20 protein-coding genes and 1 tRNA gene are annotated in these 15,879 nt (G+C 36.2%); 15 read left to right on the forward strand and 6 right to left on the reverse strand.

What is annotated here, in order from left to right:
• Positions 1-11: 11 nt before the first annotated feature.
• Together QMD71_04740 and QMD71_04745 are read right to left on the reverse strand one after the other, a co-directional pair.
• Complete coding sequence (locus tag QMD71_04740; protein MDI6840143.1) at positions 12-242, reverse strand: zinc ribbon domain-containing protein; 231 nt, start codon at positions 240-242, stop codon at positions 12-14.
• 1 nt (position 243) lies between these two features.
• Positions 244-639: a rhodanese-like domain-containing protein gene (locus QMD71_04745; GenBank protein ID MDI6840144.1), complete on the reverse strand. Its 396-nt coding sequence runs from the start codon at positions 637-639 to the stop codon at positions 244-246.
• A 91-nt stretch (positions 640-730) separates the two neighbouring features.
• Here QMD71_04745 and QMD71_04750 point away from each other — a divergent pair.
• Positions 731-815 (forward strand) — tRNA-Leu (locus tag QMD71_04750).
• 215 nt (positions 816-1,030) lie between these two features.
• On the opposite strand, the gene QMD71_04755 is transcribed toward QMD71_04750, so the two are convergent.
• The 3 genes from QMD71_04755 to amrS all read right to left on the reverse strand — a co-directional run bounded on the left by QMD71_04755 (position 1,031) and on the right by amrS (position 4,593).
• Positions 1,031-2,740: a hypothetical protein gene (locus QMD71_04755; GenBank protein MDI6840145.1), complete on the reverse strand. Its 1,710-nt coding sequence runs from the start codon at positions 2,738-2,740 to the stop codon at positions 1,031-1,033.
• On the reverse strand, positions 2,718-3,347 hold the full coding sequence (locus QMD71_04760; protein MDI6840146.1) for a DUF4159 domain-containing protein: 630 nt from the start codon (positions 3,345-3,347) through the stop codon (positions 2,718-2,720). The genes QMD71_04755 and QMD71_04760 overlap by 23 nt, the downstream gene beginning before the upstream one ends.
• 160 nt (positions 3,348-3,507) lie before the next feature.
• Positions 3,508-4,593, reverse strand: coding sequence for an AmmeMemoRadiSam system radical SAM enzyme (gene amrS, locus QMD71_04765; GenBank protein ID MDI6840147.1), 1,086 nt, complete (start codon positions 4,591-4,593; stop codon positions 3,508-3,510).
• Positions 4,594-4,671: 78 nt separating this feature from the next.
• On the opposite strand from amrS, the gene QMD71_04770 reads away from it, so the two are divergent.
• From QMD71_04770 to QMD71_04835, 14 genes are all read left to right on the forward strand, one after another.
• Positions 4,672-5,082, forward strand: a complete 411-nt coding sequence (locus QMD71_04770) for a hypothetical protein (protein ID MDI6840148.1) — start codon at positions 4,672-4,674, stop codon at positions 5,080-5,082.
• Complete coding sequence (locus QMD71_04775; protein MDI6840149.1) at positions 5,082-7,436, forward strand: TIGR03936 family radical SAM-associated protein; 2,355 nt, start codon at positions 5,082-5,084, stop codon at positions 7,434-7,436. The genes QMD71_04770 and QMD71_04775 overlap by 1 nt, the downstream gene beginning before the upstream one ends.
• A gap of 109 nt (positions 7,437-7,545) precedes the next feature.
• Positions 7,546-8,064 (forward strand): DUF4040 domain-containing protein, encoded by a 519-nt coding sequence (locus QMD71_04780; GenBank protein MDI6840150.1) that lies wholly within the window; start codon positions 7,546-7,548, stop codon positions 8,062-8,064.
• Between the two features lie 11 nt (positions 8,065-8,075).
• Positions 8,076-8,486 (forward strand): MnhB domain-containing protein, encoded by a 411-nt coding sequence (locus QMD71_04785; protein ID MDI6840151.1) that lies wholly within the window; start codon positions 8,076-8,078, stop codon positions 8,484-8,486.
• Positions 8,486-8,824 carry a sodium:proton antiporter gene (locus QMD71_04790; protein ID MDI6840152.1) on the forward strand — a complete coding sequence of 113 codons (339 nt, stop codon included), beginning with the start codon at positions 8,486-8,488 and terminating at the stop codon, positions 8,822-8,824. The genes QMD71_04785 and QMD71_04790 overlap by 1 nt, the downstream gene beginning before the upstream one ends.
• Entirely contained in the window at positions 8,824-10,323 is a 1,500-nt protein-coding gene (locus tag QMD71_04795) for a monovalent cation/H+ antiporter subunit D family protein (GenBank protein MDI6840153.1), read from the forward strand. Before QMD71_04790 ends, QMD71_04795 begins: the two co-directional genes overlap by 1 nt.
• A 23-nt stretch (positions 10,324-10,346) precedes the next feature.
• The gene (locus QMD71_04800; GenBank protein ID MDI6840154.1) at positions 10,347-10,826 is read left to right on the forward strand and encodes a Na+/H+ antiporter subunit E; all 480 of its coding nucleotides are present in this window, start codon (positions 10,347-10,349) and stop codon (positions 10,824-10,826) included.
• 21 nt (positions 10,827-10,847) lie between these two features.
• Positions 10,848-11,114 carry a cation:proton antiporter gene (locus QMD71_04805; protein MDI6840155.1) on the forward strand — a complete coding sequence of 89 codons (267 nt, stop codon included), beginning with the start codon at positions 10,848-10,850 and terminating at the stop codon, positions 11,112-11,114.
• A 13-nt stretch (positions 11,115-11,127) separates the two neighbouring features.
• Positions 11,128-11,319 (forward strand): DUF5668 domain-containing protein, encoded by a 192-nt coding sequence (locus QMD71_04810; GenBank protein ID MDI6840156.1) that lies wholly within the window; start codon positions 11,128-11,130, stop codon positions 11,317-11,319.
• Position 11,320: 1 nt separating this feature from the next.
• Complete coding sequence (locus tag QMD71_04815; GenBank protein ID MDI6840157.1) at positions 11,321-11,602, forward strand: DUF4190 domain-containing protein; 282 nt, start codon at positions 11,321-11,323, stop codon at positions 11,600-11,602.
• 8 nt (positions 11,603-11,610) lie between these two features.
• Positions 11,611-11,931, forward strand: coding sequence for a monovalent cation/H(+) antiporter subunit G (gene mnhG, locus QMD71_04820; protein MDI6840158.1), 321 nt, complete (start codon positions 11,611-11,613; stop codon positions 11,929-11,931).
• A 3-nt stretch (positions 11,932-11,934) separates the two neighbouring features.
• A complete protein-coding gene (gene asnS / locus QMD71_04825) occupies positions 11,935-13,227 on the forward strand; it encodes an asparagine--tRNA ligase (protein ID MDI6840159.1) in 1,293 nt (430 codons plus the stop codon).
• Between the two features lie 62 nt (positions 13,228-13,289).
• A complete protein-coding gene (locus QMD71_04830; GenBank protein MDI6840160.1) occupies positions 13,290-14,210 on the forward strand; it encodes a D-alanine--D-alanine ligase in 921 nt (306 codons plus the stop codon).
• 14 nt (positions 14,211-14,224) lie between these two features.
• On the forward strand, positions 14,225-15,244 hold the full coding sequence (locus QMD71_04835) for a putative glycoside hydrolase (protein MDI6840161.1): 1,020 nt from the start codon (positions 14,225-14,227) through the stop codon (positions 15,242-15,244).
• A gap of 64 nt (positions 15,245-15,308) precedes the next feature.
• On the opposite strand, the gene QMD71_04840 is transcribed toward QMD71_04835, so the two are convergent.
• The coding region (locus tag QMD71_04840; protein MDI6840162.1) for a FlgD immunoglobulin-like domain containing protein at positions 15,309-15,879 on the reverse strand (571 nt) is incomplete at its 5' end.

Below are 15,879 nucleotides of genomic sequence, written 5' to 3' on the forward strand. Positions count from 1 at the left end.
ACTACAAGACTTTATTTAGTATCTTGCTTACTAATAGGACAGGTGGCACAGGTTGGAGTCTTACAAGTCTCGCATCCGGAACTTGAAGTATCTTTTACCCCACTCAAGAAAAAGCTACCCAAAATTTGTGTTAGTTTAGAACTACCACACTTTGGGCATTTTGTATGCTTCTTTTCTGAGATACTCGTAAACACTTCAAACTTATAATCACACTTTTTACACTCAAATTCGTAAGTTGGCATCTTATTTTATAAGCTTACCACCAGCTTTTTCCCATGTTTCAATTCCACCATATAAATTTACCGCTTTCTTAAACCCCAATTCCAATAGAGTTTGGGCCACTATTTCACCCGCATGACCATTCCTGGAGTAAACTACCACTTTACCACACTTGCACCCTAATTGTCTTGATTTGAGTTTTATCTCAGCATGAGGGATGTTAATTGCTTTATTTATATGCCCATCAGCATATTCTTCAGGACTTCTAACATCTACTAAAACAAATTTCTCGTTATGTTCAATTAGTTCCATAAGTTGTTGTGGAGTAATGTTCTGGTATCTCCTTTCATCCAGTTTCTGGGGTCTCATTATAACACAACCGGATGCAAGAATACATAAAAGGATAAAAAATTTACGCATCTTAATATAAATATATTCTAACTAATGATTTTGTCAATAAAAACTTGACAGTTGTTAAGTCTCACTATATTATATAAATTATATAAGTGCTGCCGGGGTGGCGGAATTGGTAGACGCACTAGCTTGAGGGGCTAGCTTCGGTAATCGGAGTAGGGGTTCAAATCCCCTCCCCGGCATATAGAGAAAATATTTTTATTGGGATAGTGATATGAAACTATTTATAGGATTTATTCTAATGGTATTTACTAAAAATTAAGTTTGTCTTTAAAATAAGATTGACCATTTTTTCTCTTTAATTACATACAGTTTGGCAGTCAGCACAATCTTCTGGGCTCTTTTCTTATTCGGTGTTATTCGTTCCATTCGTTTCAGAACAACTTAGCCGTTATTGTTATTTATGCAAAATATGTGACAAATTATGAGTTATAACCTTGATTTCTTCTCCGGATAATAATCCATCCTGCTTTCCAATCTTTAAAAGTAAAAGATTAGTATCTGCAAGTTGTATTTTACTTGCAGTAGTCTCATAAGAAGTTAAGATACTCAAAACTTGAGACAAAATCTTTTCTTTTGAAACCACACCAAGTAAAACACATCTTTCATTAAACCTGATAAACTCAAAATTAGGTATGCTACCCTGAGCCAATTTGGTACCCAATTTTATAAGCGCAGTAATTTCATCAGTTGGAGCACTACTTCTGTAAAAATCTTCAATCCCATAATAAATCTCTCTTAAAAATTCAGTATCTACTCCCTTAACTTTTTGCATGATTTCTCTAAATTTTCTGACATCAAGTTCACGCATCCCTTCATCAAAGTCTCTAAATTTACCTATTATATGCTCAAGGCTTTTCCTGATTGTGGTATATATAAACTCAGTAGCCGAAAAAATACCAGCATCTACCCTTAAATCAAAAATACAAACCTCTGAATTACCATACAGTTTAGGAGTCTCAAACGAAAGAATAGAAAATCCCTTTATTTTATCAACCCTTGTAACATATTTATCTACCCAGCCAGCACTCGGGCTTTTAACTACTATAAGTTTAAATTGAATAAATTGCTCGGAAACAAGCCCTGTTGAAATATAAACTTGAGGCATATTGGTTAAACTGTGCTCCTTAACTAACTTTGGGATGATAACTCTCGCATAATGTTCAAGACCACCAAAAGTTTCTATTAGTTGTAATCGCTCAAGTTTTCTTGTACCTAATTTTTTTATTAGTGAGCGTTCAATTGGTTTTAATTTATGAAATCCATCTATCTCTATCCTGTAAACACTTATCCCATCATAAGTCACATATTCTTTATCATATTTAACATTATAATATGAGACTGCATTTTTTATAGCATCCAATGCAAGTGGCAGTGAAAAATCTCTATCAAAGCATACAATAGATATTCCCGTACGCTCTTCATTCCTTACCTTTATATGCTCTACTTTTACTTGTGGCTCACCACCTGATTTCCTAACTTTATCAACAAATTCATAATTTGTAAGAATAAGAGTAGCTAAATCATTTACCGTCCTTTGCTCTAAGTATTCCTCATCCCTTGTATCAAAGAACTTTGTGACCGCTGCCGTTACTTTGCTATCAAGTTTACCAAGTCGCTCAATTATCTTCAATACTTCTTCAAATATCTCTATTTTCCTAGCTCCATGGGCAAGTAAAACGCCTTTACGCCACCCTTTGAGGCAAATTTTGTATAGCTTATCCTTCATTTTAGTTGTATTACTTTCATTTAAGAAAGAATCTATATACCATTTATCATTCACCTGGATACCAAGAGAGATAATAGCTATTTTTTCGCCTTCATAAGTAATAGTTATACCAGATAAAACTTCTATGTTACAGCCGAGTTCTACCATAACACCCATAATACCGCCAAGTAAGCCAGGCCAATCCTTTGCAAGAATACCAAAAAGATATACAGACGGATACTCTTTGATACTTGGCGTAGGAAAAATAACTACTGTCTCCTTAGTCCTTTCCCACTCCTGTAACAAAGCAATACGGAGAGAAATTAGCACCTCATCTGAAATTGACTTAGTTATCTCCTTGATTTTATCTTCAATCTCACTCATTATGTAAGATGGCATACATTAATATATTGACACCCATTTTAAATGCCTCTTCCCTTTTCTCAGCCGGGTCATTATGTACCCATGGGTCTGCCCACCCATCTGATATATTTGTCTCATATGTATAAAAAACGACAAGCCGTCCTTGGTAAAAGATACCGTAGCCTTTTGGAGGCTTATCATCATGCTTATGAATTTTAGGAAGATAATCAAAGTCATAAAATGAATGATATATAGGATGCTTAAATGGAAGCTCCTCAAGTTTAATGCCGGGAAAGACTTTACCAATCTCACGTCTAAAATACTCATCCATGCCATAATCATCGTCCGCATATAGGAAACCGCCTTTTGTAAGATACTCTCTTAACTGTTTTACTTCACTATCTGAAAGTTTTATATTTCCATGTCCTGTTATAAAAATAAATGGATAATTGAAGAGCTCTACATCACTCAATGAGACTATATGTTGCTCCGGGTCTACTCTAATAGTTGTCCGCTTATTAATTTCGTGTGCCAGATTTGGCAACATTGATGGGTCATTATACCAATCACCACCTCCACTATATTTAACCCTTGCAAGTGTAATATTATAACTAATGAAACAAAAAACAACTATCAAATACACTTTAACAAGTTAGTCTCTAAAACCTATTATCACGAAGACCACAAAATTTATAAAACACGAAAATAATATTTAAATTCCAAACTCCAATTCTTCAAAGACTATTTAGATTTCTCTATTACAAAATAACTTAATAGCTACAAGTTGTCAAGAAAAATAGTCATTAAACTCTATTGCCTAAATCACACACTGGAATTGGCTCACCACAATACTTACATCTCCCATTTTCTACATAGTTAAACTCAATTACATAATTATGCCTCTTTATAAGCATTTTCTTACAATTTGGGCAGTAAGTATTCTCATAAGGATGGCCTGTAACATTGCCAATGTAGACAAATTTTAATCCTTTACTTACACCTATTTCTCTTGCATTCTCAAGTGTCTTTATTGGAGTATAAGAAATATGTTGTAGTTCACAATGCGGAATAAATCTCGTAATATGCCATGGAGTATCGGGACCAAGAGTTTGCTTAATCCAATCTGCTATTCTATGGAAAGTTTCAATATCATCATTATAACCTGGAATCACATTTGTCACTACTTCAACCCACATATTCCATTTATGCTTTGCTAACTCAGTTACCTCTAATATGCCATTGAATTCGCTAATATTGGCTAATTTTTTATAAAACTTATTTGAAAATCCCTTTATATCTACTCTAAATACATCAAGCCATGGCCCTATAACATCAAGAGCTTCAGGTGTGATAAATCCATTAGTCACATAATTAGTATAAAAACCGCTTGCTTTGGCAAGTTTAGCAAAATCAAGAGTGTACTCAAACCAAACGGTAGGCTCATTATAAGTCCAAGATATGCCAAGACAATTGTATTTATCAGCTATTTTTAACCCATCCTCAGGAGAAATATAATTCGTATTTTGATTGCTTCGTCGTTTCGCTCCTCGCAATGACAAAAGACTCTTATCTTGTCTGTCGGCGGACAGGAACTTATAATGTGCAATATCCCAATTTTGACAACCCGGACACCTAAAATTGCATCCAATTGAACCCAATGAAAGCCATTTACTTCCAGGATAGAAATGAAAAATAGGCTTTAGCTCAGCTGGTGAAATCATCCAAGTAGATACTTCACCATAAATTAAAGTGTAAAGCTTACCCACCTCATTTAGCCGTGTAGTGCAATAGCCAAGTTTATCCTGAGCAATAATACACCTCCGCTGGCAAATGTTGCACCTCACTCTATTATTCTTTAATCTATCGTATAAAAGCGATTCCTTTTTCATCTCTACTTAATTTATCAAAATAATTTCTAATGTCAATATGTATTGACAAAATTAAGATAGAATTGTAAAATTATAAATATGACTTTCTTATTCCTTATTACTATGCTCGGGGTAGCACCTCACTATGAGATTGCTTCCCCTGAATTAAGTTCAGGGTCACTCGAAATGAGATTCATTGAACCTGATTCGTTGACACATACACAATTTAAAGAGGCGTCACCTCAAGATAATTGGATTGCTTTAGATAAGTTACATCACTTTTCTTACTCATTTGGGATTACAGGACTCTCTTACCATGTTTATCACTGTCAGCTTAATAACCCAAATCCGGGGGCAAGAGTCTTTTCTATATCAATTGCATCTATTGCAGGAATTGGGAAGGAACTTCTTGATAAATATTATGGAAAGAGTACAATAAGTTATAAAGACATCACAGCAGATGCACTTGGCATAGTCACTGCTACTATCATCTTTACACTGTACCCTTAATGGAATATATACTACCTCACATTAGAAAACCACTTAGATACATAGGAAATGAAGTTGGCAGTATTCATAAGGATTGGAATAAAGCCAGTATCAAGTTTGCTATCTGTTACCCCGATTTGTACGAACTCGGAATGAGTTGTCTCGGTGTAAGGGTCATTTATTTTTTGCTTAACTCATTTTCTGATATCATTTGTGAAAGAGTATTTGCACCATGGACTGACCTTGAACAATGGCTGAGAAATACACATACTCCACTCGTATCACTTGAATCAATGACTCCACTTAATAAATTTGATTGTATAGGTTTCTCTTTGCAACATGAATTAACATACACCAATGTTCTTAATATGCTTGACCTCAGTAAAATCCCTATCCACTCAGAAGAGAGAGTGGAATCTGACCCACTCATTATTGCTGGAGGACCCGGAACACTAAATCCATTCCCTATGATAAGATTCTTTGATTGTTTCTTTATAGGAGAAGCTGAGCCAACAATTCCAAAATTTATTGAATGTATGAAAGAATGGAAAAACAAGAAACTTAAAAAAGAAGAGCTACTTTTAGAACTATCTAAAACACCTGGAATTTTTATTCCCAAAATTAGTAAAAATGTTAAAAGACAATGGACTCAAGAACTACAAAATGAAAAATTCCATAAAGCTCCAATTGTACCATTTATTGAGATTGAGCGTGATTCACTTGTAGTTGAAATTTCAAGGGGTTGCACAAGAGGGTGCAGATTCTGTCAAGCAGGAATGGTTACAAGACCTTATAGGGAAAGAAATGTAGAATCAATTTTAGAGCTTGTCAAAAGTGGAACCAAAAACACAGGCTACAGGGATGTATCCTTACTCTCTTTATCTGCATCAGACCACTCACAACTGATTGAAATCATTAAAAGAATCAAGGCATTAGGAATTGAGCCATCGTTGCCATCGCTTCGCGGTGACTCACTAACTGATAAGCTTGCAAACCTCGTAGGTAAAGGTGGGATAACTTTTGCACCTGAAACTGGAACTGATAAGCTAAGAAAAATTATTAATAAAGATACAAGTGAATCACAAATACTAAATTCTTGTGAACTTGCAAGCAGTCACGGGTTTACTCATACTAAGTTATACTATATGATTGGTCTGCCAGGAGAAAATGATGAAGACATTAATGGTATAGTGAAACTTACAAAGCAAATTGCTAAAATTATGCGTGGTAAACAAGTTAATGTAGCTATTGCTCCATTCGTCCCTCGACCTCATACCCCATTCCAGTGGGAACCTCAAGAATCGGTAGATAAATTGAGAGATAAAGTAATATATATCAAAGACTCTCTACATAAAGGAAATATAAAGGTAAAATACAGAGACCTGTATATGAGCTTTATTGAGGGAATATGTGCAAGAGGAGATGAGCAAGTATCAGAACTAATTGAAGAGGCGTGGAGACGGGGGGCAAAATTTGACGGATGGGGTGACAAATTCAATTTCAGTTACTGGGAAGATTCATTTGAAAAACTTGGAATAAACCCATATACTTATATAGGTGGATATTCAGAAGATGCACATTTACCTTGGGAGATAATAGATGTAGGAGTTAAGAAAGGATACTTGCTTGAAGAACGTAAAAAGACAGCCCCTACTATAGATTGTAGGATTGCAGGCTGTACCAAATGTGGTGTATGTAATAGTCCAAATCCTATACCTATGGAAAGAGAAGCTGTTGAAAAAAGTGTTATTAGTTATGGAAGAGCTAAGAAGCAGGCAATTGAACCTGAAGTTAAGTTAAGATTTAGGCTAAAATTTGAAAAATCTGATGAAATGAGATTCCTTGGCCACCTTGACCTTGTAAGAGCAATTGAACGTGCAATAATAAGAGCTGAAATTCCAATTGCATATTCTAAAGGGTTTAAGCCAAGACCAGTAATTTCGTTCTCACCACCGTTACCTTTTGGAGTGACCTCAAAAGAAGAGTATCTTGACATCTCACTTAAATCTACACCTCATGGTGATATTAAATGTTTACTAAATTGTACACTACCAAAAGGTATACAGATTATAGATGTAACCCAACTATGGGAAGCGGCAAAGTCTTCATTTGAAGAATTCAAGAAGTGTATATATAGAATACAAAATGTAAATATACCAGAACAAAAGATACACGAATTTATGGCAAAAGATGAAATCATCGGGCATGAAATAAACTTAAGACTATTTGTAATTGATATTAAAAAGGAAAACAATTCAATTACACTTTTGATGCAAATAGGGAAAGCAAAACCTTGGTGGATTCTTGAGTCTTTACTTGAAATTTCTGAAGAACAGGCTATTGATTTTAAAATTGAAAGAATTAGATTATTATAGAAAGGGGTAATTTTGCTTGACAAATAGAGTGCCTTAATATACTATAACAGGATATAGGCGATATTATTGAAATTCTTCGCTACGTTCAGAATGACAGGGAAGGTAAAGAATGGTTGAATTTTATTGCTTACTTGTTTTTATGGTTGCAGCTGCGATAGTTGCGTGTGAGACAAGAGATTTACTTGGTGCAATAATATCATTTGGGGCAGTCGGGTTTGTGCAGGCAATTTTATTTCTTATGCTACAGGCACCTGACCTCGCTATTACACAAGTGGTGGTTGAAGTTTTGACTTTGGTCATATTTATAGCAGCTATATCAAGGGCAACAAGAGTTGATACTACAGCGCATCCACTTGCAACATCTATAATTGGGATATGTATCCTTATATTTATAGTCATCGTTACTATCCAGGTATTGAGATTTTTGCCAAAATTTGGTGAACCTCTCTTAAGAGTTTCTAATTTTTATTTTGAGAACGGCCTTAAAGGGACAGGGGCAGCTAATCTTGTTGCTGCTATAATTCTTGACTTCAGAGGCTATGATACACTTGGGGAGGCAACAGTTTTATTTACTGCTTGCTTGGGAGTTATAGTAATTTTAAGAGAGATAGGTAAAAAAAAGAAGTAATTATGAGTGGGATGACTATAATAATTAAGACTGTAACAAGAATTATTGTTGGTTTCCTAATGGCTTATGGGATATATATTGTATTACATGGACACTTGACCCCTGGTGGTGGGTTTGCTGGCGGGGTTATAGTTGCTGGCAGTTTTGTTTTGTTTTTACTATCTTACGGTGAGCGGGAAGGCTACAATAAAATGAGAAAGACGATTGTCTCATTCTTTGAGGGATTTGGTGGAGTTGTGTTCTTGACTGTTGCGGTGCTTGGAATTATAGGTGGTGTGTTTTTCAATAACTTTATAGAAAAAGGTGAGCCAATTAAATTGTTTAGTGCAGGAATAATACCTGTATGCAATATAGCTATTGGGATAAAAGTAGCATGTGCCCTTTTTGCAATATTTGTGACATTTTTGCTACTTGAGGAATAATGATTCCTTATGCATTTTGTGTTATCCTTTTAGGGATTGGGTTGTATGTTGTTATTGCCAAAAAGAATATTATAAGAATTGCAATTGGACTATGCTTGACAGAATATGCTATTAATCTATTTATTGTTATGGTTGGATACAGACAGGGAGGTTTGCCTCCTATAATAACAAAAGTAGGTGAGACAACTCTCTTTGTTGACCCACTTCCTCAGGCACTTGTCCTTACCGCTATAGTTATTGGATTATGCACAACTGCATTAATTGTAGCAATTGCAGTCAGAATCTATAAAAGGTATGGCACTTTTGATTTAACTAAAATCAAAAGACTTAAAGGATAATGAATAACTTAATACCAATTTTTGTTGCTATCCCATTAGGAACTGCCTTTGTGCTTGCAATGCTTTTTAAGCTAAACGAGCGCGTCTCAGATGTGCTTGCAAACATAGCCACATTTTCACTACTCTGTTTATCTTTGAGAATGATACCTATCCTTGCTAAATATGGCTATTTTATCTATAAAATTGGAGGATGGGCACCACCTTTTGGGATAAATTTTGTCCTTGATGGGTTATCCCTATTTATGCTTATTGTGGTGAGTATAGTGAGCTTTTTTGCATCATTTTATTCAATTTCTTATATGGAACATTATACAGATAAACCAAGGTATTACGCCATTTTCTTGCTTATGATTGCTGGGATGAACGGAATAATTTTGACCGGTGACTTATTTAATTTATTTGTATTTATAGAGATTGCATCAATTGCATCTTATGCACTTGTAGGCTTTGGGACACAGCATGAGGAGCTTGAAGCAGCATTTAAATATATGGTGATGGGAGAGATTGCATCATTACTGATACTTTTGGGAGTTATCTTGTTATACTCAGGAGTTGGTTCAGTTAATATGGCAGATATTGGAGTAAGAATACAGAATCCAGAATACAAAATGCAGAGTTTAATAAGATTTGTATCCATACTCTTCATTTTTGGGTTTGGGTTAAAAGCAGCTCTTATCCCATTCCATGCATGGCTACCGGATGCACACCCATCTGCACCTGCCCCAATCTCATGTATGCTTTCAGGGCTCCTAATAAAGGCACTTGGAGTTTATGCTCTAATAAGAGTATTTTACTGTATATTTGGGGTAAATCTTACAAGTAAATGGATATTGCTTACATTAGGTGCAGTTTCTATGGTCGTAGGAGCACTACTAGCGATACCACAAGATGATTTTAAAAGGATGCTCGCTTATTCATCAATATCACAGGTAGGTTATATAATCATTGGAGTAGCTTCTGGGTCGCCACTCGGAATTATAGGTGGCCTTTTCCATTTAGCAAATCATGCTACATTTAAGGGGTTACTATTCTTAAACTCAGGCTCAGTTGAAGTCCAAACTAGGACAAGGGACCTTAACAAAATGGGTGGGCTATCTAAAGTTATGCCAATTACTTCCGGTAGTTGCCTCATTGGGTCACTATCAATTTCGGGTATACCACCATTTAATGGGTTCTGGAGTAAGTTATTTATAATAATTGGACTCGTCCAAGGTGGCCATATTGCTTTAGGAGTACTTGCTACAATGGTAGCGGTGATAACACTTGCTTATTACTTAAGAATTCAACGACTTGCTTTCTGGGGTAAAGCACGCAGAAAGTTTGAGAGAATTAAAGAATCGCCATGGACAATGTGTTTTGCAATGATTTCACTTGCAATTATATGTCTTGGGGCAGGTATTTTTTACCCATGGATAAAAGATGTTGTGCTAAATCCAGCAGTAGAAGTGATAACACAAGGGACTAATTATGGGATTCGGGTTCTTTCATTGGTCCAATGACATTTTAGAAAAACTAAACTATTATGCGTAGACTTTCTTTTGTTATAGTTGCTTTTGTGATATGGGTGCTCGTCACATGGAGTCTATCATGGCAAGAGCTCACTATTGGGCTTGTTGTTGTTTTATTTACTTCACTTTTATTTGGTGAAAGTTTTCCCGGCTTTAAGATATTCTCACCTAAACGCATTGGCTGGCTTATTTACTATATTCCTGTGTGGATATTTGCTTGCATACTCGCAAATCTTGATGTTGCCTATCGGGCGATACACCCAAAAATGCCAATAAAACCGGGAATTGTCAAAATACGAACATCGTTAAAATCAGATATTGGGAAGACTGTACTTGCAAACTCAATCACAATGACGCCGGGGACTATGACTGTTGACATCAATGGCGAATACCTTTACATTCATTGGATATGGGTAGGAGATGAAAAGATTGAGGAAGCTACCCGTATAATTGCAGAAAGATTTGAACGCATTTTGAAGCATATATTTGAATGATTCTCTGTTTAAATCAATGATATGATTGGTATTCCTTTATATTTCTTTATTCCTTTGGCAGTATGTATATTTATGTGCCTATATAGAATAGCACGTGGACCTACTCTTGTAGATAAGATGATTGGGATAGATTTTCTTAATGTGGTTCTTATCGGGTACTGTAGTTTACTTGCATTTTATATAAAGAGACCATTTCTTCTTGATATTTCACTTGTGCTTGCTATACTTAACTTTGTCGGCACCCTTACACTTGCAAAATATCTTGAGGGTAGAAAGCTTGATAAATAAAAAAGGGGGCAAAATGCTGTATTGTGGAGATAGAGTAACTGGGGGCCTTATTATATTGGCTATTGGAGTTATATTTTTACTACGTAACCTAAAAATAATTACTCAACCAGTTTGGAGTGTTATGTGGCCTGCAATCTTGATTGTCATCGGAATAGGGGTAATTATTGAGGGAATAAAAGTGGTAATTAGAAGAAAGAAAGGATAGTATGGAGATAAGGGGTTCCGGTAGAGCTATAGCATCGCTTGTGTGTGGGATACTGAGTATATTTATGCCCGGAGTTGGATTTGTGCTTGGAATTCTTGGGATTGTATTTGGAGCTGTTGCAAGGAGTGAGATTAGACGAAGTGAAGGTAAGCTCAGGGGTGAAGGGATGGCGGTTGCTGGACTCGTTTGTGGTATAGTTGGATTAGCAACCACTGTATTCTGGCTCTCAATACTTAGGATAATTGGAAGTTTGTTTAAATCAGCAATTTTGTATAATATATAATGAATGTAATGGGGATTATAATAATATTTATTGGTCTTACATTTGACTTCTTTGGCTGTCTTGGTCTTATAAGGTTTCCGGATATCTATAATCGATTACAAGCTGCTACAAAAGGTGTTACTCTTGGGACATGTGGTATATTAGTTGGGCTTTGCTTTCTGTCACATTCGTTACCATTTGCTATAAAATCAATTATATGCGCTGTCTTCATTATATCTACTTGTCCTGCTGCAACTCATGCTCTTGTGAGAGGAGCGTATATATTTGGGATAAAACTGTGGGATAAAAGCATAATAGACAAGTATAAAGAAGATAATCCCAATAATTAGAGTATGACTTGGATTTCAGACATTTCAAAATACGAAGGTAAGGAAGTTACAATTAGGGGCTGGCTTTATAACAAGCGGTCGAGTGGTAAAATACATTTCCTGTTAATCCGAGATGGAACAGGTATTATCCAATGTGTTGTATCAGACAAAGATGTATCCAAAGAGACATTTGAGTTATGTGGCCGTATCGTACAGGAGTCATCAGTTATAGTAAATGGTATAGTTAAAAAGGATTCAAGAGCCCCCGGTGGCTATGAACTTGAGCTAAAAGATATAAGAGTTGTTCAGCTTACAGAATCTTACCCCATATCTAAAAAGTCACACGGTATAGATTTTCTCTTATCAAATCGTCATCTGTGGCTCAGGTCAAGACAGCAATATGCAATTATGAGAATAAGAGCAGAAGTTATGATGGCTATTCAAGATTTTTTTTCCTCCCATGGCTTCATTAGACTTGACGCTCCTATACTCACACCATCTGCATGCGAGGGAACTACCACACTGTTTGAAGTCCCTTATTTTGGGAATAAAGTTTACTTATCACAATCTGGTCAACTTTATGCAGAGGCTGGTTGTATGGCTTTTGGTAAGGTGTACACATTTGGACCTACTTTTAGGGCAGAGCTCTCAAAGACAAAGAGGCACTTAACTGAATTTTGGCAAGTAGAGCCAGAGGTTGCTTATGCTACACTTGACGACATAATGAAACTGGCTGAAGAATTTGTTAGTTATATAGTTAAAAGAGTAATTGATAAAAAAGGAGAGGAGCTCAATATCTTAGGCCGTGATATTAAGCCACTGGAGAAAGTGAAGCCTCCGTTTCCATACATTACTTATGATGAAGCACTGGATTTGCTGAAAAAACAAAAAGAGGTACCCCATACTTCATGGGGTGACGATTTTGGTGCTCCACAGGAGACTTATCTATCGCAACAGTTTGCGCTACCTGTATTCATTCATCGCTATCCTGCAAAGTGCAAAGCGTTTTATATGAAACGCGACCCAAATAATCATGAACTCGCTTTATGTGCAGATATGCTTGCCCCTGAAGGCTACGGTGAAATCATAGGTGGCTCACAGAGAGAAGATGACTTAGCTACACTTGAGCAAAGGCTTAAGGAATATAACCTACAAAAAGAGCCACACGAATGGTACCTTGACCTAAGAAGATATGGCTCAGTTCCACATTCAGGGTTTGGACTTGGACTTGAGCGCACAGTTGCATGGATATGTAAGTTGCAACACATCCGTGAAGCAATTCCATTCCCAAGAACAATTGATAGAGCATACCCATAAATAGAATAAATGACTAAAAGTCCAACTAGCCTGACGGCAGGCAGGAATACCTAAATACCTAAATGAAAAGAGCTCTGTCTACATCAATGAAAATTGGTGTGTTGATGGGTGGCTGGTCTTGGGAGAGAGAAATATCACTTAGGTCAGGTAAGATGGTGGCTAATTCTTTAAGAAGACAAGGGTTTAAAGTAGTTGAAATAGATGTAGACTATAATATTGTTTCTACTTTGAAAAAAGCAAAAATTGATATAGCTTTTGTTGCGCTTCACGGTGTTCCTGGTGAGGATGGTACAATTCAAGGGCTATTGGACATTCTTGGCATTCCTTATACGGGTTCTGGAGTACTTGCATCAAGTATTTCAATAAATAAGATTATAACTAAAAAGGTGCTTATTGCATCCGGAATCACAGTACCCAAGTATTTTTATGGAAATTTTAACCTAAATAGAATAAAAAAGACACTCGGTCCCCCGCCATGGGTTATTAAGCCTGTGAGCTCTGGGTCATCACTTGGAGTTAACATTGTGAACAAAGCGAAGGAATTAAAATCTATTTTTGAAAAGGTTAAAAGAGAATACAAAGATGCATTTATTGAGGAATTTATTCACGGTCCCCATATTACAGTAGGAATACTTGCTGATAAGCCATTACCTGTACTTGAACTTGCTCCAAAGAGTGGTTTCTATAATTATGAAGCTAAGTATACTAAGGGGTTAACTGATTTTATAATACCAGCAAGGTTACCGAATAAAGTCTACAAAGAGGCGCAAGAAATTGCCATTCGTACTCATAATGCTATTGGATGTAGTGGATTTTCGAGGGTAGATATGATAGTCAGCGATAACACACCTTATGTGCTTGAAATAAATTCAATTCCAGGTTTAACTGATATTTCAGACCTACCCGCTGAAGCTGAGTATGCAGGTATATCATACGATGACGTCATTTATAAAATTCTTGAGTGTACTGTAAGGCAATATTAAATATCAAAACAATAATGTTCCTTACTTCTTATTTCTCACTTCTCACTTTTATCTCGCTTCCCAGAATAAATAGTGAGCCACCTCATTTCTTTCCTTATCGTGGTATTTATTTAAATTATGCTGCAGGAATGAGATTTAAAGAATATTTGCCTTACATCAAAAATAGTGAGCTAAACTGTGTAGTTGTCGATTTTAAGGAGGCGATTGGAGTTGTGCCTTATAATACTAATGTAGAACTTGCTAAAACTATAGGCGCAGTATTACAGGTGATAAATCTTGAATCGTTAGTAGAAGATTGTAAAAAGCATGGTATACGTCTTATTGCGAGGATAGTTGTTTTCCAAGATTCTATACTTGCATGGTATAACAAAGGAAAATATTCTATAAGGTCACTTGATGATAAAATTTGGAAAGATGGTCATGGTAGATACTGGACTAATCCATGTTTAAAAGAGGTACAACTCTATAATATTGAAATTGCAAAGGACCTTGCTAAAAGGGGAGTACCTGAAATTCAATTTGATTATATAAGGTTTCCGTCTGCATCTGGTAAGTTCAAGCCTTATAGGATTGACTGTGAAGACAAAGAAAAGGTAATAGTTCAATTTCTTGAGTTAGCAAGAAAAGAACTAAAGCCATTAGGAGTCACAATTGCAGGCGATGTATATGGGTATGCACTATGGCTACCGAGTTTAAAAGATGAGGGTCAAAATCTTAGGCTTATGGCAACATTACTTGATGTCATTTGTCCTATGCTCTATCCTTCACATTTTCATCCTAAAGAGGAATGGTCGCCTGACCCAAGAGAACGAGAGTACAGGCTTGTCTTTAAAAGTGTAGCAAAGGGTGAATCCCTTATTGGTGAGTCAAAATTTGTTCCTTATATTCAAGGTTTTAATTTAAGGTCGCCTGGATTTGGTCCAGCTTACATAGCTAATCAAATACACGCTGCACGTGAATCTAATGCTTGGGGCTACATAGTATGGAATGCAAGGAGTGATTATACTTCATTTTGGGAGCTACTCAAAAGATAAAAATACAACTAAAAATTAAGAAATGAGAATTGGGAAGTGGGTAGCGAGAATGAAGACAAAATTATTACCGTAAGATTATCAGTTTTCCTGTTTTATTAAACTTGACGCTCTCAAATCTGTAAAAGTACATCCCAGAGGCCACCCTATTACCGGAAGAGTCCTCACCATCCCACTTAACTGAATAATAGCCAGGTTTCTTATCTTCATTAACAAGGTTTTTAACAAGCCTACCTGCACAGTCGTAAATATTTAAGCTTACATGACACTTTATCGGTAACTGGTAACTAATAACCGATGACTTACTGAATGGGTTTGGTCGATTCTGTGATATAGCAAAACTTGAAGGGATATGTTCACTTAATTCTACACCAGTTGGAGGTCCAACATAAATATCATCAATATACCAGCCTTCCTCAGTCATAGATGCATCAGTCCCAAACCTCCATCTAAAGCTGACCACTCCTGTATATCCCGTAAGGTCAAACTGGGCAATAGCCCAATCTCTACTTCCTGAGTAGCACGGTGTGCCACCGGGAAAAGGACTTTGCGGATTATTTACAATAGTGTAAGGATAGCCACCAACAGGTGTTATTTGGGTCCAGCTCAACCCCCCGTTTGTTGAGACTTCAACAATA

The organism is bacterium (genome assembly GCA_030018315.1).
In the GTDB taxonomy this organism is placed as follows: domain Bacteria; phylum Hydrothermota; class UBA3073; order JACQXS01; family JAGMCI01; genus JASEGA01.

What these genes read in the sequence shown, in the direction of transcription:
- QMD71_04740 (MDI6840143.1), bottom strand. Translation starts at nt 242, where the DNA reads ATGCCAACTTACGAATTTGAGTGTAAAAAGTGTGATTATAAGTTTGAA.
- QMD71_04745 (MDI6840144.1), bottom strand. Translation starts at nt 639, where the DNA reads ATGCGTAAATTTTTTATCCTTTTATGTATTCTTGCATCCGGTTGTGTT.
- QMD71_04755 (MDI6840145.1), bottom strand. Translation starts at nt 2,740, where the DNA reads ATGCCATCTTACATAATGAGTGAGATTGAAGATAAAATCAAGGAGATA.
- amrS (MDI6840147.1), bottom strand. Translation starts at nt 4,593, where the DNA reads ATGAAAAAGGAATCGCTTTTATACGATAGATTAAAGAATAATAGAGTG.
- QMD71_04770 (MDI6840148.1), top strand. Translation starts at nt 4,672, where the DNA reads ATGACTTTCTTATTCCTTATTACTATGCTCGGGGTAGCACCTCACTAT.
- QMD71_04775 (MDI6840149.1), top strand. Translation starts at nt 5,082, where the DNA reads ATGGAATATATACTACCTCACATTAGAAAACCACTTAGATACATAGGA.
- QMD71_04780 (MDI6840150.1), top strand. Translation starts at nt 7,546, where the DNA reads ATGGTTGAATTTTATTGCTTACTTGTTTTTATGGTTGCAGCTGCGATA.
- QMD71_04785 (MDI6840151.1), top strand. Translation starts at nt 8,076, where the DNA reads ATGACTATAATAATTAAGACTGTAACAAGAATTATTGTTGGTTTCCTA.
- QMD71_04790 (MDI6840152.1), top strand. Translation starts at nt 8,486, where the DNA reads ATGATTCCTTATGCATTTTGTGTTATCCTTTTAGGGATTGGGTTGTAT.
- QMD71_04795 (MDI6840153.1), top strand. Translation starts at nt 8,824, where the DNA reads ATGAATAACTTAATACCAATTTTTGTTGCTATCCCATTAGGAACTGCC.
- QMD71_04800 (MDI6840154.1), top strand. Translation starts at nt 10,347, where the DNA reads ATGCGTAGACTTTCTTTTGTTATAGTTGCTTTTGTGATATGGGTGCTC.
- QMD71_04805 (MDI6840155.1), top strand. Translation starts at nt 10,848, where the DNA reads ATGATTGGTATTCCTTTATATTTCTTTATTCCTTTGGCAGTATGTATA.
- QMD71_04810 (MDI6840156.1), top strand. Translation starts at nt 11,128, where the DNA reads ATGCTGTATTGTGGAGATAGAGTAACTGGGGGCCTTATTATATTGGCT.
- QMD71_04815 (MDI6840157.1), top strand. Translation starts at nt 11,321, where the DNA reads ATGGAGATAAGGGGTTCCGGTAGAGCTATAGCATCGCTTGTGTGTGGG.
- mnhG (MDI6840158.1), top strand. Translation starts at nt 11,611, where the DNA reads ATGGGGATTATAATAATATTTATTGGTCTTACATTTGACTTCTTTGGC.
- asnS (MDI6840159.1), top strand. Translation starts at nt 11,935, where the DNA reads ATGACTTGGATTTCAGACATTTCAAAATACGAAGGTAAGGAAGTTACA.
- QMD71_04830 (MDI6840160.1), top strand. Translation starts at nt 13,290, where the DNA reads ATGAAAAGAGCTCTGTCTACATCAATGAAAATTGGTGTGTTGATGGGT.
- QMD71_04835 (MDI6840161.1), top strand. Translation starts at nt 14,225, where the DNA reads ATGTTCCTTACTTCTTATTTCTCACTTCTCACTTTTATCTCGCTTCCC.